This window comes from Maribacter zhoushanensis, assembly GCF_029350975.1.
Lineage (GTDB): Bacteria > Bacteroidota > Bacteroidia > Flavobacteriales > Flavobacteriaceae > Maribacter > Maribacter zhoushanensis.
In genome coordinates, this window is the sequence record NZ_JARKMR010000008.1 from 72,293 (window position 1) to 94,489 (window position 22,197).

Below are 22,197 nucleotides of genomic sequence, written 5' to 3' on the forward strand. Positions count from 1 at the left end.
AAAAAAACCATCAGCAAAGCTGATGGTTTTTTTTTATATCTAAATGTGAAATTACCGTTTATTAATCTCCACTTTTTCTATAGTAATTTCTGTAGCAGTTCCTTTCTTCTCCACAGTGGCATTTTCAAATGCTTGCAATTGTGCCTCAACCTCTGCTTTTGTACCATTATAGACTACTTCCTCAGTAATAGACTCACCATTTACCGTAGTAGAATAAGTAACAATAGCTTCAGCTAAATCTGAACTTTCTACATTCATTTCTACGGTTACTTCTTTGGAATCATTCACCAATGCCACACCTTCTTCTGCATGACCACCTAATATTGGTGCAATTACCAACCCGATCAAACACGTCAATTTAATTAAAATATTCATTGAAGGACCTGAAGTATCTTTAAATGGATCACCAACAGTATCACCAGTTACAGCTGCTTTATGCGCTTCCGAACCTTTATACGTCATTTCACCATTTATTTCAACACCTGCTTCGAAAGATTTCTTGGCATTATCCCAAGCACCACCTGCATTATTTTGAAAGATTGCCCATAATACGCCAGATACGGTAACACCTGCCATATAACCACCTAACATTTCAGCAATTGCCAATTTATTCATTCCAAACAACATTGGAACGAAAGCAATCACCAAAGGAAAACCAATAGTCAATAAACCTGGTAGCATCATTTCTTTTAATGAAGCTTGTGTAGATATCGCTACACATTTATCATATTCAGGCTTACCTGTACCTTCCATAATACCTGGAATATCTTTGAACTGACGCCTAACTTCTTGTACCATTTCCATTGCTGCTTTACCAACCGCATTCATTGCCAAGGCAGAGAATACTACCGGTACCATACCACCAACAAATAACATTGCCAATACAGGCGCTTTAAAAATATTGATTCCGTCAATTCCTGTAAATGTTACGTAAGCCGCGAATAAAGCCAAAGATGTCAATGCTGCAGAAGCAATAGCAAAACCTTTTCCTGTAGCGGCAGTAGTATTACCAACTGAATCTAAAATATCGGTCCTCTCTCTTACAATAGGTTCTTGTTCGCTCATTTCTGCAATACCACCGGCATTATCTGATATTGGTCCAAAAGCATCAATAGCCAATTGCATAGCCGTAGTTGCCATCATAGCAGAGGCTGCCAAAGCTACACCGTAAAACCCTGCGAAAGCATAAGATGCCCAAATAGCCCCCGCAAATAGTAATACTGACGGGAATGTGGATATCATACCAGTTGCTAAACCAGCAATAATATTAGTACCTGCACCTGTACTTGACTGCTGAACTATTTTTAAGATAGGAGACTTCCCTAATCCTGTATAATATTCGGTTACAGATGAAATCACCGCACCTACTACCAAACCTACCAAAGTGGCATAAAAAACACGCATTGCAGAAATCTTTACCAACCCTTCACCAAAGAATTCCATTTTCATGGTCTCTGGCAACATCCACGTTACCAAACCAAAGCATGAGATTGCAACCAGTATAATCGATGTCCAGTTTCCAATATTTAAAGCACCCATTACCTGAGCTTCTTTTGCATCATTACTCTTTATCTTCACCAACATGGTACCTATTATAGATATGATAATACCTACACCGGCAATTGCCATTGGCAACAAAATAGGACCAATACCACCAAAGGCATCAGTAATACTACCGCCCATATCCTTAATCACATAATTACCTAAAACCATAGCCGCTAGAACTGTCGCTACATACGAACCGAACAAATCTGCACCCATACCTGCAACATCACCTACATTATCACCTACGTTATCTGCAATAGTAGCCGGATTACGAGGATCATCTTCAGGAATACCTGCTTCTACCTTACCAACTAAATCAGCACCTACATCTGCTGCCTTGGTATAAATACCACCACCTACACGTGCAAAAAGTGCTATTGATTCTGCACCAAGCGAGAAACCTGCAAGGGTTTCAAGAACAACAGTCATATCCATAGTCGACGTCCAAACACCGCCCATAAAAAACTGAAAGAATACTATAAAGAATACGGTTAAACCCAATACTGCCAGACCGGCAACACCAAGACCCATTACGGTACCACCGCCAAAAGATATTTTCAAGGCATTTGGCAAACTAGTTCTTGCCGCTTGTGTTGTTCTTACATTGGTTTTTGTTGCTATTTTCATTCCTATATTTCCTGCATAGGCAGAAAAAATAGCTCCAAAAATAAACGCGACCACAATTAGCATATGTGTTGTGGGTACTACAAAAGAAACAATAGCAAGCAAAACACTTACTATGATAACGAATACAGCCAAAAGCTTATACTCTGCACTTAAGAAAGCCAAGGCGCCTTCATAAATGTAATCTGATATTTCTTTCATTTTTCCATCTCCGGCATGTTGTTTCATTACCCAAGATCTTTTAACGCCCATGTAAATTAGGCCTAATACTGCCATAAGAATTGGCATGTAAATCATCATTGACTCCATTTAATCTATTGTTAGTTGTTAGATCAACTAATGTAGTAAATTAGAATAGAATAAAAAAAGCCACTTTTTCTTAGAAAAAGTGGCTTAAATGACGCGAAATATTATTTATATCATAAAAGTGCGCTTCGCTTTGTGCTCACTATTATCATATCTTTCTACACATTCATGATAAATCTCTACCGCTTTCGCAGCATCGCTCCATCCGCCTGTATCTACTTTTTTCTCTTCTAAATCTTTATAAACTTGAAAGAAATGTTCTATTTCTTTTAATCTATGCGGATTTAAATCGCTTATATCATTGTTATTGCTCCAAATAGGATCAGATACAGGTACACAGATAATTTTTTCATCTGGTCCTTTTTCATCTGTCATGTGGAAAACTCCAATTGGTTTTACCTCCATTACCGTCATTGGGTATGTAGGCTCTGTACCCATTACCAAAACGTCTAGTGGATCCTTATCCAATGCTAAAGTTTCAGGAATGAATCCGTAATCACCTGGATACATCATTGAAGAAAATAACATACGATCAAAACGAATCTTATGTAAATCGAAGTCGTATTCGTATTTGTTTCTGCTTCCTTTCGGAATTTCTATTAAAACATCAAAGGTCAATCCTTTTGCTGCTGCCATATTAAAAGTTGTTTAAATTCTAGTTTGTAATGAAACGTTACTTATTAGTTATAATTGTAAAAATTAATCGAATTAAAAGACAAATCCAAAAGTTCCTGTAACTCCGAACTTTCTTGCATCTGGATTATCCAGATAATTTCCCCTAAAATTAAAATCTAATCTAAATACCTTGAATATATTTCCTATACCAAAAGAGTATTCATAATAAATTTGATCCGACGGTGCATTTAATGGCGTATTCATAGTTGCCGGAGCACTTAATGCTATATTTTCATCAGATAAATCTCCCCACACCCCACGTATAGCCACTATTTCCCTTAAATTATATTTTCTTAAAAAAGGGATTCTAGAGAAAAATCTTCCATTAAAATTATGCTGCAAATGTACGGCCGCATAGGTGTCTGTCACAAATTCATAGAAGTCTAAATTTGGAAACGTACCGTAATTGGAGAAAAAGGTTTGGTTACCAGGAACAACACTCAAGAGCCCTAAAGGCACTTCACCAAATGTTTTACCCAATTCAACTGTACTTAACAACCTACCAAAACCACCTAATTGCCATGGTTGACTGTATGAGAATTGGAGCTTGCTGTAATCAAAATCACTATTCATAACTCCCTTTGTCCCCTTTGTATAATTCAATAATAGGGTACTGTAGGTATCATTGACATCTCTACGCTCTACACCAAAACCAATTGTTTTCTTACCCGGTGTATATAACACAAGCGCATTAAAATCAAACTGGCGTATTTCTGAAGAAACTCCTGTTGGCGATTCCGGGTCTACATAGTCTAAACTAAAATCATTGGGCAAAGCAGAACTCAAAGTTCTAAAGGTACCACCCACAGATAATTTTAAATTTGTAAGCGGTTCTATTTCAAATTTTAGCGCACTTAAATTAATATTTGTAAGCCTATTGTTTGCGCCAACAGTCAACAAAGACGAAGACGCAATACTTCTCCCTAAAACATCATTTGTAGCGGTTAAACTAACGCCAAGCTGTTCTATATCTCTACGATTACCACCCGACACTATTAGCCTACTGTTTTTATCCAAAAGCATTTTACCAGCCAAACCATGTTTAAATTTGTGGTCCTTGAACCCATATGCTGTGTAACCCTCAATACGCCAAAGATCATTTTGACCAAAATATGTTCTTGCCCCAAGCCTCACTCTTGCCCCTTCTGCGGTGTTATAGCCAAAGAAATCATACACCGAACCTAAGTCTAAATTCCATTTATCTACTTCTACATAACCAGAGCCTAATATGCTGATAAAATTATAGTAGTTTTTAAATTTAGGCACAGTTTTAAGGGTATCAAGCAAGCTATAAATTCCTTGTTCATCTTTGTTCAAGCTTTCCAATCTATTATTTTCCCAAAAGGCATCATCCTTTATAATTTGGGTGACATCTAAGGGGTTTCTATCTTTTTTATAAACCTCTTTGGGTCTTACTTTATCAAACTCGTAATTATCATATACAGACGTTCGCTTTCCATAGAGTCCGCGCGATTCTTCCTTTTTATTAAAACTGAAATCACTTAACATGTAATCACGTTTCAAAAGAAAGACAGAATCGTTCATTACCTCAAAATCTTGCTCAATATATATGTCTTTTACCCAGTTAATATTGGCACTCTTGGTAACTTGTAGATTTATATTCTTTACCGCCCAAGTAGAATCATTCACCCAAAAATCTCCTTTAAAGGTCAGTTCATTTTTACGACGGGGGTAATAAACAATATTATAACACCACTTATTATCTATAAACGCACTATCCCTAAGCGCATAGTTGTACACATCTACACCCGTTTTTGAGAGCGGACTGGTGAAACTTTTATCGAAGAATTTTAAATAATTGTTATAGACATCATATTCTTGATATAAGTCTTGTACAAATGCTATAATAGCCTGATTGTTTTCAAATCCTGAATTCTTGTTCCCTAAGACTTCCTCTTTTTCTTCTTTTAGTTTATTGTCGCCATAAATTTTAGAAAAAGTCTCGTTCAAGAATATGGGTAAGTAGGTTTTACCTGTAATACGGGAAGTATCTAAGTCTTGAAAAACAAATTCCAATCCCTTAAATACTTTACTTTTTATTAGTGAGCTATCTATAGTATTTAAATCGAACTCTACCTTTTCATACTTATCAAAAGCATATTGATCAAACTGACGAACACCGTTCTGACGCTTTTTTGCCCAAATTTTGCGAAGGATATCTACAGCAGGGTTATTCTTTTTAGATTGCTTACCCGCTATCAAAACCACCTCGTTCAACTGCTCTGCAGCTTCAACCATGGTTATTTTTAAGTCATAAACAACTTTAGCATCTAATTGTAGCTCGTAATCTGTATAGCCAATAAATGAAACGATAACAGTAGCATATTCATTTTCAGACTCTAAATAGAACCTACCATCATCATTTGTAATGGTTCCTTCTGTAGAATTTTTAAAGAATACATTCGCAAAAGAAACAGGCTCGCCTTGGTCATCAATGACAATACCGCCTATTTTGGTCTGAGCCTGAGCTATGAAGAAAAATAGACTAAAGAATGTGAATAGTATCCCTTTCATTAAAAATTGTCGTTCAATAAAAATTCTTTTCGCAAATAACATACCAATAAAAAAAGCTTCTCCAGACTTGGTCGGAGAAGCTAAGGTACTTTACAAAAGTAAACTTTTATTTGTATAAAACTTTTTTAACAGCCTTTACCACATCTTTATGGTTTGGCAACCACTCTTCTAATAATACAGGAGAGTATGGCGCCGGTGTATCAGCAGTATTGATTTTAACAACAGGAGCATCTAAATAATCAAATGCATGTGCTTGTATATGATATGTAATTTCAGTTGCTACGTTACCAAATGGCCAAGCTTCTTCTAAAACTACCAAACGATTTGTCTTCTTAACAGATTTCAAAATAGCTTCGTAATCCAAAGGCTTTACCGTACGTAAATCGATAATCTCACAGCTAATGCCTTCTTTTTCCAATTCATCGGCAGCTTTATCCGCTTCTTTGATAATCTTACCAAAAGAAACAATAGTAACATCTTTACCTTCTCTACGAATATCCGCAACACCTAATGGAATAGTGTAGTCACCTTCTGGCACTTCACCTTTATCACCATACATTTGCTCAGACTCCATAAATATTACAGGGTCATTATCACGTATTGCCGCTTTTAATAATCCTTTTGCATCTGCCGGATTAGATGGTACAACAACTTTCAAACCTGGGCAGTTAGCGTACCAGCTCTCAAAAGCTTGAGAGTGTGTTGCCGCTAATTGACCTGCTGATGCCGTAGGACCCCTAAATACAATAGGACAAGGAAATTGCCCACCAGACATTTGTCTGATCTTAGCTGCATTGTTTATTATCTGATCTATACCTACCAACGCAAAGTTGAAGGTCATGAACTCTATAATAGGTCTATTACCGGTCATTGTTGAACCAACACCTATTCCTGCAAAACCAAGTTCTGATATTGGGGTGTCAATAACCCTCTTAGGACCAAACTCGTCCAACATCCCTTTAGAAGCTTTATATGCGCCATTGTACTCAGCTACTTCCTCACCCATCAAATAGATAGATTCATCCTTCCTCATTTCTTCGGACATGGCCTCGGCTATTGCTTGCCTAAATTGTAGTGTTTTCATGTATGGTAAATGTTATTCTTTGTTATATGCTAGAAAGCAAGCAAAAATATGAAATATAATGTCAAAAAATAGAATGCCTTATTTAAAAAAAGTTATAAAATTTACTATGCATGCATAGTAAATTCGGATTTTATTAGCTATCTTCGTCAACATTGATATAAAGTTTTTTAAACATGAAGATATTAGTTTGCATAAGTAATGTACCAGACACTACGTCTAAAATAAATTTCACGGATGGCGACACCAAATTTGACACCAATGGTGTACAGTTTGTAATTAACCCGAACGATGAATTCGGATTAACAAGAGCTATGTGGTTTAAAGAAAAACAAGGCGCTACAGTGCATATTGCTACTGTTGGCGGACTAACTGTTGAACCTACCATGCGTAAAGCACTTGCCATTGGCGCAGATGAAGCTTTTAGAATTAACACAGAACCTACAGACGGTTTCTCAGTTGCCCAACAACTGGCAGAAGTTGTTAAAAATGGAGGTTACGATTTAGTTATTGGCGGCAGAGAGTCTATTGATTACAATGGCGGTATGGTACCAGGAATCTTAGCTTCTTTGACAAATATGAATTTCATCAATTCTTGCATTAATCTTGAAATTGACGGAAACAACGTTACCGCAGTAAGGGAAATTGATGGCGGAAAAGAAAAACTGACCAGTTCACTACCATTAGTAGTTGGCGGTCAAAAAGGTCTTGTTGAAGAAAGTGACCTTCGTATACCTAATATGCGTGGTATTATGATGGCTAGAAAAAAGGCATTAACCGTTGTTGAACCTGTAGATGCCACGAAAGCTACCGAAGACAAAAAATTTGACAAACCGGCTCCAAAAGGTCAAGTTAAACTTGCCGATAGTGTAGATCAATTGGTTGATCTATTACATAATGAAGCCAAAGTCATTTAATAACCTATATAATAGGTAATCATTAAAAACAAAAAAAGATGTCAGTTTTAGTATATACAGAATCAGAACAAGGAAAATTTAAAAAGAATGCGTTCGAGGTTGCCTCTTATGCTTCTGCAGTTGCCAAAATGATGGGTACAATTGTTACTGCTATTGCTTTCAATAGCACTGAAAACGAATCTCTAGGTGAGTATGGCGTTTCTAAAGTCATAAACGTAAAAGATGATGCCCTAGCAACTTTTAATGCTGGATCATACGCTTCTTCTATTGCTGAAGCCGTAAAGAGTACGGATGCAAAAGTGGTTATTTTAAGCTCTAGCACAGACACCAAGTATTTGGCGCCATTGTTATCGGCAAAATTATCTGCAGGTTACGCACCTAACGTAGTTCAAGCTCCAGATAGCACGTCACCATTCACTGTAAAAAGAACCGCATTTAGTAATAAAGGTTTTGCTCACACTCAGATAGATACGGATATTAAAATAGTAGGCGTATCCAATAATGCTTTTGGCGCTCACGAAAACAAAACAGCTATTTCTGTTGAAGAAATAGGTGCCGTTGCTGATGCAGCGACAAATGACACAAAATCTGTTGAAATAGATAAAGTTGTTGGTAAGGCTACTATTGCCGATGCCGATATCGTAGTTTCTGCAGGAAGAGGAATGAAAGGACCGGAGAACTGGGGAATGATAGAAGAATTAGCAGATGTTTTAGGCGCTGCAACCGCTTGTTCCAAACCGGTATCTGACCTTGGATGGAGACCTCACGGTGAACACGTAGGACAAACAGGAAAACCTGTAGCAAGTAACCTTTACATTGCTATTGGTATCTCTGGAGCAATTCAGCATTTAGCAGGTGTTAGTGCTTCTAAAACGAAAGTTGTCATCAATAATGACCCTGAAGCACCTTTCTTTAAAGCAGCTGATTACGGAATTGTTGGAGACGCCTTTGAAGTAGTTCCTCAATTGATTGAAAAATTAAAGGATTTTAAAGCGCAAAACGGTTAAATTTTTGTTATTTTGTGCCCCTTAAAGGGCTGTTCGGATAGTTGGAGCCCCAAGTATTCGAACAGCCTTTTTCAGTTAAAAACCTATGAGTCTAGTACGATTAAAAATAAAAGGTATCTCTTACAGCCAAACTCAGAACGGTGCATACGCACTTATTTTGAACGAGGTTGAAGGCGATAGAAAGTTACCTATTGTTATTGGCGCTTTTGAAGCTCAATCTATTGCTATTGCTTTAGAAAAAGAGATCAACCCCCCAAGACCACTTACACACGACCTTTTCAAAAATTTCTCTGACAGGTTTGATATCGTTATCAAACAGGTAATTATACATAAATTGGTAGATGGTGTATTTTACTCTAGCATCATTTGCGAAAGAGATGGTATCGAAGAAATCATAGATGCAAGAACCAGTGATGCCATTGCCTTGGCATTACGTTTCAACGCTCCTATTTTTACATATAAAACTATATTGGACAAAGCCGGTATTTTCTTGAAATTCTCTTCTAAAGAGAAGGATCAAAAAGATAATGATGACAGCATCATGGTCGATGAAATTTTGCAGGAAGGGGAAACTATAGAAATAGAATCAGGCGCTAGCGATGGCTACACGGAGCTTACTATAGATGAATTGGAAGCAGAATTAAAAAAGGCAGTCACCAACGAAGACTACGAAAAGGCAGCAAAATTGAGAGATGAAATCTCTAAACGCAACTAAATATTAAATTACAGTTTATGAAAAAGGGCAAATGGTTGCTATTTTTTGCACTAATTCTTGCTACAATTACTTTTGCTCAAGACGTAGATGTAAACATTCCTTTAGAAAATACCGCTGATACTACTTTGGCAGAAAATGTAGCTACTGCTGGTTCCATGGGTATGGAAACCAGTGAGGGTTTTTCTATCAATAGTCTGGGTAGAGGTATTCTTGGCATGGCAGTCTTGTTATTTTTAGCATTTCTATTTAGTTCCAACAGAAAAGCCATTAATTGGAAAACAGTTGGTATAGGTCTAGCATTGCAATTAGTAATCGCTATAGGTGTTCTTAAAATCCCTTTTGTACAATTGGTTTTTGAGCAAATAGGAAAAATATTTGTTAGTATTCTAGAGTTCACCCGCGCAGGTAGTAAATTCCTTTTTGAAGGTTTAGTAGTAGATACTGGTACTTTTGGATATATTTTTGCCTTTCAAGTTCTACCAACAATCATATTTTTCTCCGCTTTAACCTCTTTGTTATTTTACTTAGGATTAATTCAAAAAGTGGTAAAATGGCTTGCTTGGGCACTTTCGAAAACATTGGGTATTTCAGGACCTGAAAGCCTTTCTGTTGCAGGAAATATATTTCTTGGACAAACAGAAGCTCCCCTTTTAATTAAAGCATACTTGGAAAAAATGACCAAATCAGAAATTCTATTGGTCATGATTGGAGGTATGGCAACGGTTGCCGGTGCTGTATTGGCTGCCTACATAGGATTCTTAGGAGGTGAAGATGAATTGCTGCAATTAGTTTTTGCGAAACATCTACTAGCCGCATCTGTTATGGCCGCCCCAGGAGCCATTGTAATTTCCAAGATACTATATCCACAAACCGAAGAAGTAAATAGTGACGTTCATGTGTCTTCTGAAAAAATTGGCGCCAATGTGCTAGACGCTATTGCAAACGGAACTACAGAAGGTCTTAAACTTGCAGTTAACGTTGGGGCAATGTTGTTAGTTTTCGTTGCTATCATAGCTATGGTAAACGGAATTTTAGAGTGGACAGGAGATTTAACACACCTAAATACCTGGATAGCCGACAACACCTCTTATTCTAAATTCTCTCTTGAAGCAATTTTAGGAACCGTATTCGCTCCTTTAATGTGGTTAATTGGCGTAGCCAATGAGGACATTATGCTTATGGGGCAATTACTTGGTATTAAATTGGTAGCGAGCGAATTTGTAGGATATATTCAATTGGCAGAACTTAAAAACCTAAGTACCTTACCACATTTAAAGTTTAACAAATCGGTTATTATGGCTACCTATATGTTATGTGGCTTTGCAAACTTTGCTTCTATAGGTATTCAAATTGGCGGCATTGGCTCCCTTGCTCCAGGGCAAAGAAAGACTTTATCAGAATTTGGGATGAAGGCCGTTTTAGGCGGTTCATTAGCCTCATTACTTTCAGCTACAATTGCCGGTATGATTTTAGGATAAAAAGCCCCCTAGCCCCCAAAAGGGAAACACTTACTATTTCGTTGATAATTATTGATAACTGAGAAGTTATTCCTCTGTTTTAAATATCATCTTTCTTTATTTTTGAAACAACAAAAATTATTACTCCGCAAAAGTTCTATGCAAAGGACCTAAGGAGCTCTATTCTTATGAAACAATACCACGACTTACTTAATCACGTATTAGCTGAAGGAAACCAAAAAGGTGACCGCACAGGAACCGGAACTAAAAGTGTTTTTGGATATCAAATGCGTTTTGACCTCAGCAAAGGCTTTCCTATGGTGACCACCAAAAAATTACATTTAAAATCTATAGTATATGAACTACTATGGTTTTTAAAAGGTGATACAAATATTAACTATTTACAGGAAAACGGTGTTCGTATTTGGAACGAATGGGCAGATGAAAATGGAGATCTTGGTCCGGTTTACGGTCATCAATGGCGCAATTGGAACGATGATGAAATTGACCAAATTAAAGAAGTTATTCATTCTTTAAAAACGAACCCTAATAGTAGAAGGATGTTAGTATCCGCTTGGAACCCAAGCGTTTTACCAGACACTTCCAAATCTTTTTCAGAGAACGTAGCTAACGGCAAAGCTGCCTTACCGCCTTGTCACGCTTTCTTTCAATTTTATGTCGCGGACGGTAAATTGTCTTGCCAATTATACCAACGTAGCGCAGATATCTTTTTAGGCGTTCCATTTAATATTGCCTCTTACGCATTGTTCACCATGATGATGGCGCAGGTTTGCGGTTATGAAGCAGGTGATTTCATTCATACTTTTGGTGATGCACATATCTACAACAACCATATGGAGCAGGTTGAATTGCAATTAAGCAGAGAACCTAGAGCTTTGCCAAAAATGAAAATAAACCCTGATGTAAAAGATATTTTTGATTTCAAGTTCGAAGATTTTGAATTGGTAGATTATAATCCGCATCCTCATATAAAAGGGAAAGTAGCTGTTTAGCATCAATTTCAAAATTTATCGGATTAAACGCCATAACTCAATTTTATTTATCTTTCAATAAAATTGTTATCATGGTCAGTACTGATACGCTCATAGATTTCTTTCTAGAAACTAGAGAGCATACCGAGGTCATTTGCAAACCTCTTGAAATTGAAGATTATGTGGTACAACCTATCATAGACGCCTCTCCTCCAAAATGGCACTTGGGTCATACTACTTGGTTTTTTGAAGAATTCATTCTAAAAAATTACGATAAGTCTTATCAGGTGTTTGATGAAGATTTTTCATTCGTTTTTAATAGTTATTATGAAACTGTAGGTAAACGTGTTGTGCGCGCCGATCGTGGCAACCTTTCCAGACCGTCTGTAAAAAAGGTCTATGAATACCGCAGCTATGTGACTAAAGCAATGAATAAGTTGCTAGAAACTACCAAAAACGCAACACTACTAGAAGTTCTTGAAATAGGAATTCACCACGAAAAACAACATCAAGAATTACTACTAACAGACATTAAATATATTTTAGGCAACAATCCATTATTGCCAAAATACTCTGACAATTTTCAAGAATTTACTATTGAAAAAGACCCGCAAAACTGGATTTCTATGAGCGAAGGTATTTATGAAATAGGTCACGATTCTACCGATTTCTGTTTTGATAATGAACTAGGAAGACACAAAGTATACCTTCATGATTATCAAATATCGAACAAACTTGTTACTAATGAAGAATATATTGAATTTATAAAATCTGACGGATACAAACGATTTGACCTTTGGCATGCAGCCGGATGGGATTGGGTTCAGCAAAATCAGGTAAACGCTCCATTATATTGGCATGAAATTGATGGAATTTGGCATTATTATAGCCTAAACGGATTAATAGAAGTTGAATTAGCGGCTCCTGTTACCCATATTTCTTATTTTGAAGCATTTGCCTACGCGCAATACAAAGGAGTTCGCCTACCTACTGAATTTGAGTGGGAAGCGGCACAAAATCTTTTTAATTGGGGACAACGGTGGGAATGGACAGAAAGTGCCTATCTACCCTACCCTAACTATAAAAAAGTAGATGGTGCTTTAGGTGAATACAACGGCAAGTTCATGGTCAACCAAAAAGTTCTTAGAGGAAGTTCTATAGCCACACCTAATAAACATGCAAGACATACTTATCGCAATTTTTTTCCAACAGACTTAAAATGGCAGTTTACCGGAATAAGGTTAGCTAAATAATTACGACATACTAATTATGCAAGACACTAAAATAGTACCGGTTGTTTCAACTGAATTTGAAAAAGAAGTTTATTCTGGATTGACAGATTCCCCTAAACACCTCTCTTCAAAATATTTCTACGACAAAAAAGGTGATAAACTTTTTCAAGATATCATGGCAATGCCTACGTACTATCTAACTGATTGTGAGTATGAAATACTAAAAAACAACAAAGAAGAAATTACTGATTTGTTCACCGGTTTTGGATCTTTTGATTTAATTGAACTTGGAGCAGGAGATGGTAAAAAAACTAAAATTCTACTTAAGGAATTTAGTGATAAGAATATAGATTTCACCTATGTACCTATAGACATAAGCCAGAATGCCTTAAGCCAACTTCATAATTCTATTGAAAAAGAACTACCAAAAATTAACGTTCAACCTTTTCAAGGCACTTACTTTGAAGCTCTAAAAGAAATTAATAACCGTAAGAATAGAAAAATCATATTATTCCTAGGATCTAATATTGGCAACTTAGAACACGATCAAGCAGTTGGTTTTATGAATAAAATTCAGAATCTAATGCAACCCAACGACTTACTTTTTATGGGTTTTGATCAAAAGAAAAATCCACAGACCATATTAGATGCCTATAACGATCAAGAAGGTGTTACCGCTGCCTTCAACAAAAATGTACTTACCAGAATAAATACAGAACTGAACGCAAATTTTGACCTAGATCAATTTTTACATTGGGAAGTTTACAACCCAGAAACGGGATCTGCTAAAAGCTATTTAGTATCAAAAATTCAACAACGTGTGCGAGTTGAAAAATTAGATTTAGACGTTCATTTCAACCAATGGGAAACCATACACACAGAAATTTCGCAAAAATATGATGATGAAATAATTTCTTGGTTAGCCAATGAATCTGGCTTAAAAATGACGACCGAATACGAATCTAAAGCACACGGATATAAAAATTGTGTGTTTAAAAAGTCTTGATTTTACTTCAATGAATTGCATAAAAAAGCCTGCTAGTAAAAATAGCAGGCTTTTTATATTGGTATAATTATTCTACAATTCTAATACCGCATTTTCAGAACCAGCGAAATCATTCCATTGGTAACGATCAGCCTCACCATCATTTACATATTCACCATCAACAATATATTTAAACTCAAAAGAATTCTCTTTAGGAAGATCAAATGTTCCTTTAAAGGTACCGTTCTTTTGTTTTTTTAGTGCGCTTTTTTTAGCATTCCAATTATTGAAATCACCTACTACAGCTACTTTCTTTGCATCGTCTGTAGGCACAGTAAAAGTAACCTTACATACTGGCTTAGTCTTTAAATATTTTTTTGCAATTGCCATGATCTTAAGTTTAATATTTAAAGCAAAACTAGCACAATAAAACACTCATTTACAAGACTTAAGGCATTTTTATCAAATCCGTAATATTTACCCTTTTTATAGATACACTACAAAATATTTTCGTGCAAAATTATCTTATTAGGAATAGCTATCTATCTGTTTTCAAAATTTTAACAATGGCATCTATCTCTGCTTCCGTATTATAGAAATGAAAACTTAACCGAACTCCATCACCACGTTGCGCACAGAAAACATCGTTATCTTTTAATTTTTGAAAAACAACACTATCTGCCTTTATATTAAAAATGGTACTATGCTGTTTTCTATTTACAATCTCATCAGTTAGCAACCCTAATTTTTCAAATTCAGATTTTGCTTTCTCTCCCAATTTTCGATTACGTGCCGTAATCTTATCCATCCCTATTCTTTCAAAAAAATCAATAGAATATTTCAAGCTTCCAAAAATCAATGATGATAAATGACCAGGTTCAAACTTTTTGGCAAACCTAATGTCATTCTTTTTATCAAAATCACCGTCTGCCGCATTAAAACCTATGTTATTTATGGTAAATTCATTCTTAACTTGATTTGAGAACAACATAAAACCATTACCATAACCTGCCAATAGCCATTTATACGCGCTTGCCCCTAGAACGTCAATTCCAGAATTATCAAAATCGAAACTAGTACTACCACAAAACTGTGTGCCATCTACCATGATAATTAAATTTGGATTCTCCTTTTTTAACTCCTTCAAGAAATCTAAATCAATTGCAAATCCGTCTAACCACTGCACCAGGCTCAAAGCTAGAACATCAATTTTTTGGGTTGTTATTTTTTCTTTAATCCGCTCTTCTAAATCAGTAGTCTGTTCTATATAAGACACTTCAAAATCTCTATTCTCAAAACTCCAATTAAGGGAAGGGTAATCATTTTTAACAAGTAGTACTTTTTTAGTTGCACTCAACCCTTCTAACAAAATATTTAGACCTGATGAAAAATTACTTACCAGTGCAACATTCTCTCGTTTACAATTAAAAAACCTACCAACGGTAGAGCGTGTATCTGAAATTACCTTTAAAGATTGTTCGCGCATGTCGCTACCATCTATCAAAAAATCTAAATCGTGCTCTTGTCGCCATTCTAATAACGAATCATATAGCAAACCATACACTGCGGTGTTCGCATAAATACCTTTTCGTAAAACGGGGAATTCTTTTCTAATTTTTTCCATTGGTTATAGGGTATACTACAATTGCTGTATCTTTATACCAAAGATAGGAAGAGTATGTTTTCTAGAAATAAAAATACCTCCAAATTAGATTTAGAACAGCATGAGCTGTTGGAGAACGCTCAAAAAAGAGTGAAACAAAAGAAACATCTTTACACCCATTTTGTAGTCTTTTTGGTTGGTAGCGTCTTCTTGGTTCTAATCAATAAAATATTAAAATACGGACAAGAATATAATTGGTTCGTTTGGGCAATTACCTTTTGGGGCTTTTTATTTGTTCTTCATATTTTCAATGTTTTTGTCACTAACAAATTCATGGGTAACGACTGGGAGCGCGCTCAACGAGAAAGATTGGTAGAGAAACAAAAGAAACGTATTGCCGAAATGGAAAAAGAAATTGAACAGGAAATAACACCTCAGGTATCAATTGAGGAAGAACCTAAAAAAAAATTACTTTGAGAACACTTATAATGATAGCCGCCGCCTCAGAAAATAATGCATTAGGTAAAGACAATGATCTACTTTGGCATTTACCAGATGATTTTAAAAGGTTTAAAAAACTAACATCTGGTCATAAAATTATTATGGGTAGAAAAACATATGAAAGTTTTCCAAAGCCACTACCAAATAGAACACATATTATTATTACAAGAGACAAGGACTACACTGTAGAATTCGATGAATGTATAGTGGTTCATTCTCTTGAAGAAGCCATAGATTTGGTTGACAATGAGATTGCATTTATAATTGGTGGCGGAGAGATATATAAACAAGGTGAAAAGGAATCTGACAAAATTGAGCTTACCAGAGTTCATGGTTCTTTTGAAGATGCCGATACGTTCTTTCCTGATATAGACGAGAATTATTGGATGCTGACGAAACAAGAATTTCACCCAACAGATGAAAAGCATAAGCTATCTTTCACCTATTTAACTTATGTAAAAAAAGAAATGGCTCTTAAAAATCTTTAAAGGTTACCGAATGTTTTGCTTTGACCGATTGTAAAATTGTGGCTAGCACATTTTCATCGCCATTAGTAAAAAATTGATGCGCGCCCATTACTGCAGAACTAGTCAATAAGTCATTATGCTCCAACACTGATTTCGTTTGTCTTGCCACTGCCTGACCAGAATCTATAATAGTAACGTTCTCTGGCAACATTTTTTTCAACAACGGTATTAAGTATGGATAATGCGTACAGCCTAATACAAGATAATCCATTCCCTTCTCAAGCATAGGCGTAATGTAACGCTCTAAAAGACGATACAAATCTTCACTATCCAAATTACCACTTTCTATCATTTCAACCAGACCAGTGCCACGCTGTTCTAATACGGTAATACCCTCTGTGTGATTTTTAGAAGTACTATGAAACAAACTACTAGACAAAGTACCTTTTGTAGCTAGCACTCCAACTATTTTAGATCTTGTATTTATAGCAGCTGGTTTTATAGCCGGTTCTATACCAATAAAAGGCACATCATAATTTGATCGTAAGTAGTCTATTGCATTTGTCGTTGCCGTATTACAGGCAACGACTATTAATTTACAACCTTGACTTAACAAGTATTCTGTATTCTTTATGCTAAGCGCCAATATTTGTTCTGCCGGTTTTTCACCATATGGGGCATTCTTACTATCTGCCAAATAAATACATTCTTCAAAAGGCAAAAGCTCTTGAATCTCTCCCCAAATAGATGTTCCACCAATGCCTGAATCAAAAATACCTATACGCTTATCATCCATATTATTTTATCACCTCTGTTATAGGTTTACCTGTTGTTCCATTAGGAAAAGATATACCTAACAATGCCGAAATGGTTGGTGCAATATCAGGAATCTCTGTTCTATTAATAGTTGAACCTGACTTTATGCCCTTTCCATAAAATAACAATGGCGCATGTGTATCATAAATTTGAGGCGATCCATGAGTAGACCCTGTAGTACTGTAAGAAATATATCCTGGTTTTAAAACCACCAATACATCACCAGATCTCTTTTGGTTATAACCGTTCTGTAAAATATGTGGAATACCAGAAGTGTAGACATTACTCCACATTTGATTTGCCGTATATACTCTATCAATAGCATCATAACCTAAAACTTCTTGTGCTATTTCCACTTGAACCTCTGCCAAACTAAGATCTAGATTTTTTACAATTTTATGATCTAAGAATATTTGATTATTAGAATAGTTCTTAATGATATCCTCTGTACCATATTTATACTGTAAAAACTCGTTCAATCTCTTCTTATTTGCAGCCGTATCTATATAACCAGATGGTATTTTTTCACTCTTTAAATACGTTGGTACTTCAACAGCGCCATGATCTGCGGTTAAAAATAAGGTATACTCACCTTCACCTATTTGCTTATCCAATGCTTTAAACAATCTTTCTAAATCTGCATCTAACCTTAAATAAGTATCTTGAATTTCCTTAGAATTTACCCCGTACATATGACCAACATAATCTGTACTAGAAAAACTTACTGCAAGAAAATCTGTAATATCATCTTTACCCAAATTTTCTTGTTTCAAAGCTTCTATAGCAAAATCGGCCGTTAATGAATTTCCATAAGGTGTAGCCTTAATGATATCAAAACTCTTATTCTTATCTAAAAGTTCTGCAGGGTTATGAGGAAATGAGGTTGAGGTTTCTCCATCAAATTTTCCTTCAAATAAATTATTATCCGTTCCACTCTCTTTATACTCTTTTATATCCTTTAAAGTATTCCATACTTTCTTATATGATTGCGCTGTACCTGATGAATTGAAATCATTTACCCATTTAGGCAATTGTGTCATATAAAATGAACTTGTTATCCAATTACCTTCATCTGCACCATGAAACCAGTATGCAGCGTTAGCTGTATGACCACCTGGCAATACAGCGCCTCTATCCTTCAAGGCAATAGCAATCGTCTTTCCTTTCATTTGGTTACTTAAACGAACTTCATCGGTTATAGTGGTAACACCCATACGATGAGGGGACATTTTACCGGCATCTGCAGTGGTACCAACAGAAGTAAAAGTATCATCACTTGCGCAATATACACTAGCATCTGTTTCCTTATCATACCAATTGTTACCAATAATACCATGTACTGCAGGCGTAGTACCAGTATATACCGATGTATGCCCAGGCCCTGTACTTGTTGGGGCGTAGTTGAAATGATTATTCTTACAATTAAAACCTTGCTCAACAAGCCTTTTAAAACCATCATTACCAAAATGATTATAAAAACGAGTTAAATAATCATAACGCATTTGATCCACTACAATACCTACTACCAATTTAGGCTTGACCCTTAAAAGGTTGTCATTGGTATTTTCCTTATTTTTCTTTTGTGCGCTTAAAACACTTACAAATAACATCGTGCTTACAAACAAAGAAGCAACAAAATAATTTTTCATTTTCATTGAGATAGGATTGTAGCACAAATGTAAATAATTTACACCTTTAAAGATTAAACGGAGGTTAAATCAAGTCCTTTATTGTTATTTTTACCGTAAGAATTTTATTTTTAATAAATGAACTATTTAGCATCTGTAGGAAGCTATGCAATTATGATCCGTGAGGTTTTCAAAAAACCAACCAAATGGAGAATAATGAAGTCACTTATACTCAAGGAAATAGATGAGTTGATTTTTAGCTCATTAGGTATTATTATTTTTATTTCCTTTTTTATTGGTGCCGTTGTAGCCATACAAACAGCACTTAACCTTACCAACCCGTTAATACCAAGAGACCTCATCGGTTTTGCAACGCGCCAGTCGGTTATTTTAGAGTTTGCACCAACTTTCGTTTCTATTATAATGGCAGGTAAAGTAGGATCCTATATTACTTCTAGTATTGGTACAATGCGTGTTACAGAGCAAATAGATGCTTTAGAGGTCATGGGCGTAAACTCATTGAACTATTTAGTATTCCCTAAAATTATTGCCATGTTATTCTATCCCTTTGCCATTGCAATTTCTATGTATGTAGGAATATTTGGTGGATGGATGGCCGGAGTATTTGGAGGATTTTTGACCAGTGAAGATTTTATCACCGGGCTACAATCAGATTTTGTTCCTTTTCATATAGCATACGCGTTCGTAAAAACCTTAATTTTTGCCTTTGTTATTGCTACCATTCCTTCTTTTCATGGTTTTTATATGAAAGGCGGAGCACTAGAAGTTGGTAAAGCAAGTACAACTTCATTCGTTTGGACGAGTGTTGTAATTATCATTCTTAATTATATTTTAACTCAACTTTTACTAGGATAATGATAGAGGTACGAGACATACATAAATCTTTTGGCGATGCTCATATTCTTAAGGGCATAACCACCACTTTTGAAAAAGGAAAGACAAATTTAGTTATTGGACAAAGTGGATCCGGTAAAACCGTTTTTCTAAAATGTTTACTAGGTCTTTTTGAACCAGAAGAAGGTGGTATTGCCTACGATGGCAAACTATACTCTGAACATACCGATGATGAAAAGCGCGATTTAAGACAAGAAATGGGTATGGTATTCCAAGGCAGCGCCCTTTTTGATAGTATGACTGTGGAAGGCAATGTCATGTTTCCTTTAGAGATGTTTACCAAGCAATCTAAATCTGAAATGAAAGAACGCGTAGATGCTGTTCTTAAAAGAGTGAAACTAATAGATGCCCATCATAAGTTCCCATCGGAGATTTCTGGTGGTATGCAAAAACGTGTAGCTATTGCGCGAGCTATAGTTATGAATCCGAAATATCTTTTTTGTGATGAACCAAATTCTGGTTTAGACCCAAAAACTGCGATTGTTATTGATGACCTGATTAAAGAAATCACCGAAGAATACAATATTACCACGGTCATAAATACGCATGACATGAACTCTGTAATGCAAATTGGGGAAAAAATTATATTTCTAAAGGACGGACTTTTAGAATGGGAAGGTACTAAGAACGAAATCTTTAAAACCGATAATGAAGCTGTAACTAATTTTGTGTATTCATCTGACCTTTTCAAGAAGGTACGCCAAATGTATATACAAGAACAAAATTAGTCTTCAGGCATTTCCTTTATTTGAATTTTCTCATTACTCAATCTAAGTCTCAGCCATTCTTGTAGTTTAGCCATATCCTTAACGGTTTCGGCTCTCTTAGCTTCCTTTTTCCAGGTTACCTCAAACAACGGAATACTATCTGTCTTCGTAAAATCTGTTGAAATTAAATAAGCATAACCTATTCGATCTAAATTTTCATAATTGGTCTTTGCTTCAAGACTAATTTCTTGAAATGGAATTTGATTTGATGAAATTTGATTTAGACGCATTAACTCAGTTTCTAGAACCTGTATTTTCTCATCTTTACTGGTCAATATACTTTTCTGAGATTCATATAACTCATTTACATATTTAAGTTCATTTGCCTCATCGCTTCTAGAACCTTGAACAACAGCAAGCTCAGTACCGTTTAATTGTTTATAATCTGCCATTTGTGTACGCCACGTGGCAATTACATTTTCAGGTATACCTTCGTTACCCATAAAAAACAATTCTATTTTAGAATTACCTTCATCATCATAAACCACCTCACTAAAATCTCTTAAAAATTTACCTTCTCCAGTAAATTGATATGGCTGTATTTTTTCTGTAATAAAAGCTTCTGCATCCCTATTGAACAATGATTTTTTAAATACATTGTAAAATGTAAATCCTGCAGGTATCATTACCAATACAGCCAATAAAGAAGCTAACCTAGCTATTAATTTTCTTCGTTGCGAATTCACGTAACGAACCATAGGGAATTTCAAGAGCTTTATCACCAAAAAGGTCGCCAAGGCTATAAAAATAGTATTGATAATAAACAAGTACATTGCACCCCTAGCATACTCCCAGTTTCCAATAGCTAAACCAAATCCTACAGTACATAAAGGCGGCATTAATGCCGTTGCAATTGCAACACCAAAAATAACACTGGCTATGGTACCTTTTTTAGCACGGGCTATTACCAATGCCAAACCACCAAAAAATGCTATTAAAACATCTCTAATATCTGGTTCAGTTCTAGCTAAAAGTTCAGAAGACTCATCCCTTAAAGGGAAAAAGCGATAGAATAAATATGCGGTAATGACACTGAGTACCACCATTACCGCAAAGTTCTTTAATGATCTTTTTAAAGTATCTATATCATTGATTGCCACAGACATCCCTATTCCTAGAATAGGTCCCATTAGTGGCGATATTAACATGGCACCAATTACTACAGCTGTAGAATTGGCATTAAGACCAATGGATGCAATAAAAATGGAACAAATCAAAATCCAAGAAGTATGCCCCTTAAAAGGTATATCAGCAATAATAGCTTCTTTAGTTGCTTGCTGATCTGTATTGGTTCTAATATCCAACAGCTCAGAAAGAAACTTTTTCACACTACCTAAAAGACCTTGAAAATCTTTCTTTACTTCTTCACTACCTCCACCTTCATTACTAGTAGGGGCAATATTATCTTGATTAAGATTGTTCTCCATAT

Annotated in this window: 20 protein-coding genes; 11 read left to right on the forward strand and 9 right to left on the reverse strand. The window is 35.7% G+C overall.

What is annotated here, in order from left to right; all coding sequences use genetic code 11:
* Window positions 1-51: 51 nt before the first annotated feature.
* The 4 genes from PXD56_RS17360 to PXD56_RS17375 form a co-directional block, all read right to left on the reverse strand.
* Complete coding sequence (locus PXD56_RS17360; protein ID WP_276494598.1) at window positions 52-2,478, reverse strand: sodium-translocating pyrophosphatase; 2,427 nt, start codon at window positions 2,476-2,478, stop codon at window positions 52-54.
* A 105-nt stretch (window positions 2,479-2,583) separates the two neighbouring features.
* Window positions 2,584-3,111, reverse strand: a complete 528-nt coding sequence (locus PXD56_RS17365) for an inorganic diphosphatase (RefSeq protein ID WP_036156327.1) — start codon at window positions 3,109-3,111, stop codon at window positions 2,584-2,586.
* A 72-nt stretch (window positions 3,112-3,183) separates the two neighbouring features.
* Window positions 3,184-5,685, reverse strand: coding sequence for a DUF5686 family protein (locus tag PXD56_RS17370; RefSeq protein WP_276494599.1), 2,502 nt, complete (start codon window positions 5,683-5,685; stop codon window positions 3,184-3,186).
* Between the two features lie 106 nt (window positions 5,686-5,791).
* The gene (locus tag PXD56_RS17375) at window positions 5,792-6,769 is read right to left on the reverse strand and encodes a pyruvate dehydrogenase complex E1 component subunit beta (RefSeq protein ID WP_276494600.1); all 978 of its coding nucleotides are present in this window, start codon (window positions 6,767-6,769) and stop codon (window positions 5,792-5,794) included.
* A gap of 173 nt (window positions 6,770-6,942) precedes the next feature.
* Here PXD56_RS17375 and PXD56_RS17380 point away from each other — a divergent pair, with 173 nt between their 5' ends.
* The 7 genes from PXD56_RS17380 to egtD all read left to right on the forward strand — a co-directional run bounded on the left by PXD56_RS17380 (window position 6,943) and on the right by egtD (window position 14,092).
* The gene (locus PXD56_RS17380) at window positions 6,943-7,683 is read left to right on the forward strand and encodes an electron transfer flavoprotein subunit beta/FixA family protein (RefSeq protein ID WP_276494601.1); all 741 of its coding nucleotides are present in this window, start codon (window positions 6,943-6,945) and stop codon (window positions 7,681-7,683) included.
* 38 nt (window positions 7,684-7,721) lie between these two features.
* On the forward strand, window positions 7,722-8,690 hold the full coding sequence (locus PXD56_RS17385) for an electron transfer flavoprotein subunit alpha/FixB family protein (protein WP_276494602.1): 969 nt from the start codon (window positions 7,722-7,724) through the stop codon (window positions 8,688-8,690).
* Between the two features lie 85 nt (window positions 8,691-8,775).
* Window positions 8,776-9,405, forward strand: coding sequence for a bifunctional nuclease family protein (locus PXD56_RS17390; protein WP_276494603.1), 630 nt, complete (start codon window positions 8,776-8,778; stop codon window positions 9,403-9,405).
* Window positions 9,406-9,422: 17 nt separating this feature from the next.
* Window positions 9,423-10,883 carry a NupC/NupG family nucleoside CNT transporter gene (locus tag PXD56_RS17395; RefSeq protein WP_420828456.1) on the forward strand — a complete coding sequence of 487 codons (1,461 nt, stop codon included), beginning with the start codon at window positions 9,423-9,425 and terminating at the stop codon, window positions 10,881-10,883.
* 167 nt (window positions 10,884-11,050) lie between these two features.
* Window positions 11,051-11,875: a thymidylate synthase gene (locus PXD56_RS17400; protein ID WP_276494604.1), complete on the forward strand. Its 825-nt coding sequence runs from the start codon at window positions 11,051-11,053 to the stop codon at window positions 11,873-11,875.
* A gap of 71 nt (window positions 11,876-11,946) precedes the next feature.
* Complete coding sequence (gene egtB / locus PXD56_RS17405; RefSeq protein WP_276494605.1) at window positions 11,947-13,107, forward strand: ergothioneine biosynthesis protein EgtB; 1,161 nt, start codon at window positions 11,947-11,949, stop codon at window positions 13,105-13,107.
* A 16-nt stretch (window positions 13,108-13,123) separates the two neighbouring features.
* On the forward strand, window positions 13,124-14,092 hold the full coding sequence (egtD, locus tag PXD56_RS17410) for an L-histidine N(alpha)-methyltransferase (RefSeq protein WP_276494606.1): 969 nt from the start codon (window positions 13,124-13,126) through the stop codon (window positions 14,090-14,092).
* A 72-nt stretch (window positions 14,093-14,164) separates the two neighbouring features.
* On the opposite strand, the gene PXD56_RS17415 is transcribed toward egtD, so the two are convergent.
* Together PXD56_RS17415 and PXD56_RS17420 are read right to left on the reverse strand one after the other, a co-directional pair.
* Window positions 14,165-14,461 (reverse strand): isoamylase early set domain-containing protein, encoded by a 297-nt coding sequence (locus PXD56_RS17415; protein ID WP_036156349.1) that lies wholly within the window; start codon window positions 14,459-14,461, stop codon window positions 14,165-14,167.
* 148 nt (window positions 14,462-14,609) lie between these two features.
* Complete coding sequence (locus PXD56_RS17420; RefSeq protein WP_276494607.1) at window positions 14,610-15,695, reverse strand: aminotransferase class V-fold PLP-dependent enzyme; 1,086 nt, start codon at window positions 15,693-15,695, stop codon at window positions 14,610-14,612.
* Window positions 15,696-15,749: 54 nt separating this feature from the next.
* Between PXD56_RS17420 and PXD56_RS17425 the strand changes: the two genes are divergently transcribed.
* Together PXD56_RS17425 and PXD56_RS17430 are read left to right on the forward strand one after the other, a co-directional pair.
* Window positions 15,750-16,151, forward strand: a complete 402-nt coding sequence (locus PXD56_RS17425; RefSeq protein ID WP_276494608.1) for a 2TM domain-containing protein — start codon at window positions 15,750-15,752, stop codon at window positions 16,149-16,151.
* Between the two features lie 11 nt (window positions 16,152-16,162).
* Window positions 16,163-16,663: a dihydrofolate reductase gene (locus PXD56_RS17430; RefSeq protein ID WP_276494642.1), complete on the forward strand. Its 501-nt coding sequence runs from the start codon at window positions 16,163-16,165 to the stop codon at window positions 16,661-16,663.
* On the opposite strand, the gene murI is transcribed toward PXD56_RS17430, so the two are convergent.
* Together murI and pafA are read right to left on the reverse strand one after the other, a co-directional pair.
* A complete protein-coding gene (gene murI, locus PXD56_RS17435) occupies window positions 16,650-17,438 on the reverse strand; it encodes a glutamate racemase (protein ID WP_276494609.1) in 789 nt (262 codons plus the stop codon). The genes PXD56_RS17430 and murI overlap by 14 nt on opposite strands.
* A gap of 1 nt (window position 17,439) precedes the next feature.
* Window positions 17,440-19,113 carry an alkaline phosphatase PafA gene (gene pafA / locus PXD56_RS17440; RefSeq protein ID WP_276494610.1) on the reverse strand — a complete coding sequence of 558 codons (1,674 nt, stop codon included), beginning with the start codon at window positions 19,111-19,113 and terminating at the stop codon, window positions 17,440-17,442.
* Window positions 19,114-19,224: 111 nt separating this feature from the next.
* Between pafA and PXD56_RS17445 the strand changes: the two genes are divergently transcribed.
* A complete protein-coding gene (locus PXD56_RS17445) occupies window positions 19,225-19,962 on the forward strand; it encodes an MlaE family ABC transporter permease (RefSeq protein WP_276494611.1) in 738 nt (245 codons plus the stop codon).
* The gene (locus PXD56_RS17450; RefSeq protein WP_276494612.1) at window positions 19,962-20,729 is read left to right on the forward strand and encodes an ABC transporter ATP-binding protein; all 768 of its coding nucleotides are present in this window, start codon (window positions 19,962-19,964) and stop codon (window positions 20,727-20,729) included. The genes PXD56_RS17445 and PXD56_RS17450 overlap by 1 nt, the downstream gene beginning before the upstream one ends.
* On the opposite strand, the gene PXD56_RS17455 is transcribed toward PXD56_RS17450, so the two are convergent.
* Complete coding sequence (locus tag PXD56_RS17455) at window positions 20,726-22,195, reverse strand: DUF389 domain-containing protein (RefSeq protein WP_276494613.1); 1,470 nt, start codon at window positions 22,193-22,195, stop codon at window positions 20,726-20,728. The two genes, PXD56_RS17450 and PXD56_RS17455, sit on opposite strands and share 4 nt — an antisense overlap.
* Window positions 22,196-22,197 lie beyond the last annotated feature (2 nt).

Bases quoted from the DNA above. Each gene is read 5' to 3' on its own strand.
- PXD56_RS17360 (WP_276494598.1), bottom strand. From the start codon at position 2,478: ATGGAGTCAATGATGATTTACATGCCAATTCTTATGGCAGTATTAGGC.
- PXD56_RS17365 (WP_036156327.1), bottom strand. From the start codon at position 3,111: ATGGCAGCAGCAAAAGGATTGACCTTTGATGTTTTAATAGAAATTCCG.
- PXD56_RS17370 (WP_276494599.1), bottom strand. From the start codon at position 5,685: ATGAAAGGGATACTATTCACATTCTTTAGTCTATTTTTCTTCATAGCT.
- PXD56_RS17375 (WP_276494600.1), bottom strand. From the start codon at position 6,769: ATGAAAACACTACAATTTAGGCAAGCAATAGCCGAGGCCATGTCCGAA.
- PXD56_RS17380 (WP_276494601.1), top strand. From the start codon at position 6,943: ATGAAGATATTAGTTTGCATAAGTAATGTACCAGACACTACGTCTAAA.
- PXD56_RS17385 (WP_276494602.1), top strand. From the start codon at position 7,722: ATGTCAGTTTTAGTATATACAGAATCAGAACAAGGAAAATTTAAAAAG.
- PXD56_RS17390 (WP_276494603.1), top strand. From the start codon at position 8,776: ATGAGTCTAGTACGATTAAAAATAAAAGGTATCTCTTACAGCCAAACT.
- PXD56_RS17395 (WP_420828456.1), top strand. From the start codon at position 9,423: ATGAAAAAGGGCAAATGGTTGCTATTTTTTGCACTAATTCTTGCTACA.
- PXD56_RS17400 (WP_276494604.1), top strand. From the start codon at position 11,051: ATGAAACAATACCACGACTTACTTAATCACGTATTAGCTGAAGGAAAC.
- egtB (WP_276494605.1), top strand. From the start codon at position 11,947: ATGGTCAGTACTGATACGCTCATAGATTTCTTTCTAGAAACTAGAGAG.
- egtD (WP_276494606.1), top strand. From the start codon at position 13,124: ATGCAAGACACTAAAATAGTACCGGTTGTTTCAACTGAATTTGAAAAA.
- PXD56_RS17415 (WP_036156349.1), bottom strand. From the start codon at position 14,461: ATGGCAATTGCAAAAAAATATTTAAAGACTAAGCCAGTATGTAAGGTT.
- PXD56_RS17420 (WP_276494607.1), bottom strand. From the start codon at position 15,695: ATGGAAAAAATTAGAAAAGAATTCCCCGTTTTACGAAAAGGTATTTAT.
- PXD56_RS17425 (WP_276494608.1), top strand. From the start codon at position 15,750: ATGTTTTCTAGAAATAAAAATACCTCCAAATTAGATTTAGAACAGCAT.
- PXD56_RS17430 (WP_276494642.1), top strand. From the start codon at position 16,163: ATGATAGCCGCCGCCTCAGAAAATAATGCATTAGGTAAAGACAATGAT.
- murI (WP_276494609.1), bottom strand. From the start codon at position 17,438: ATGGATGATAAGCGTATAGGTATTTTTGATTCAGGCATTGGTGGAACA.
- pafA (WP_276494610.1), bottom strand. From the start codon at position 19,113: ATGAAAATGAAAAATTATTTTGTTGCTTCTTTGTTTGTAAGCACGATG.
- PXD56_RS17445 (WP_276494611.1), top strand. From the start codon at position 19,225: ATGAACTATTTAGCATCTGTAGGAAGCTATGCAATTATGATCCGTGAG.
- PXD56_RS17450 (WP_276494612.1), top strand. From the start codon at position 19,962: ATGATAGAGGTACGAGACATACATAAATCTTTTGGCGATGCTCATATT.
- PXD56_RS17455 (WP_276494613.1), bottom strand. From the start codon at position 22,195: ATGGAGAACAATCTTAATCAAGATAATATTGCCCCTACTAGTAATGAA.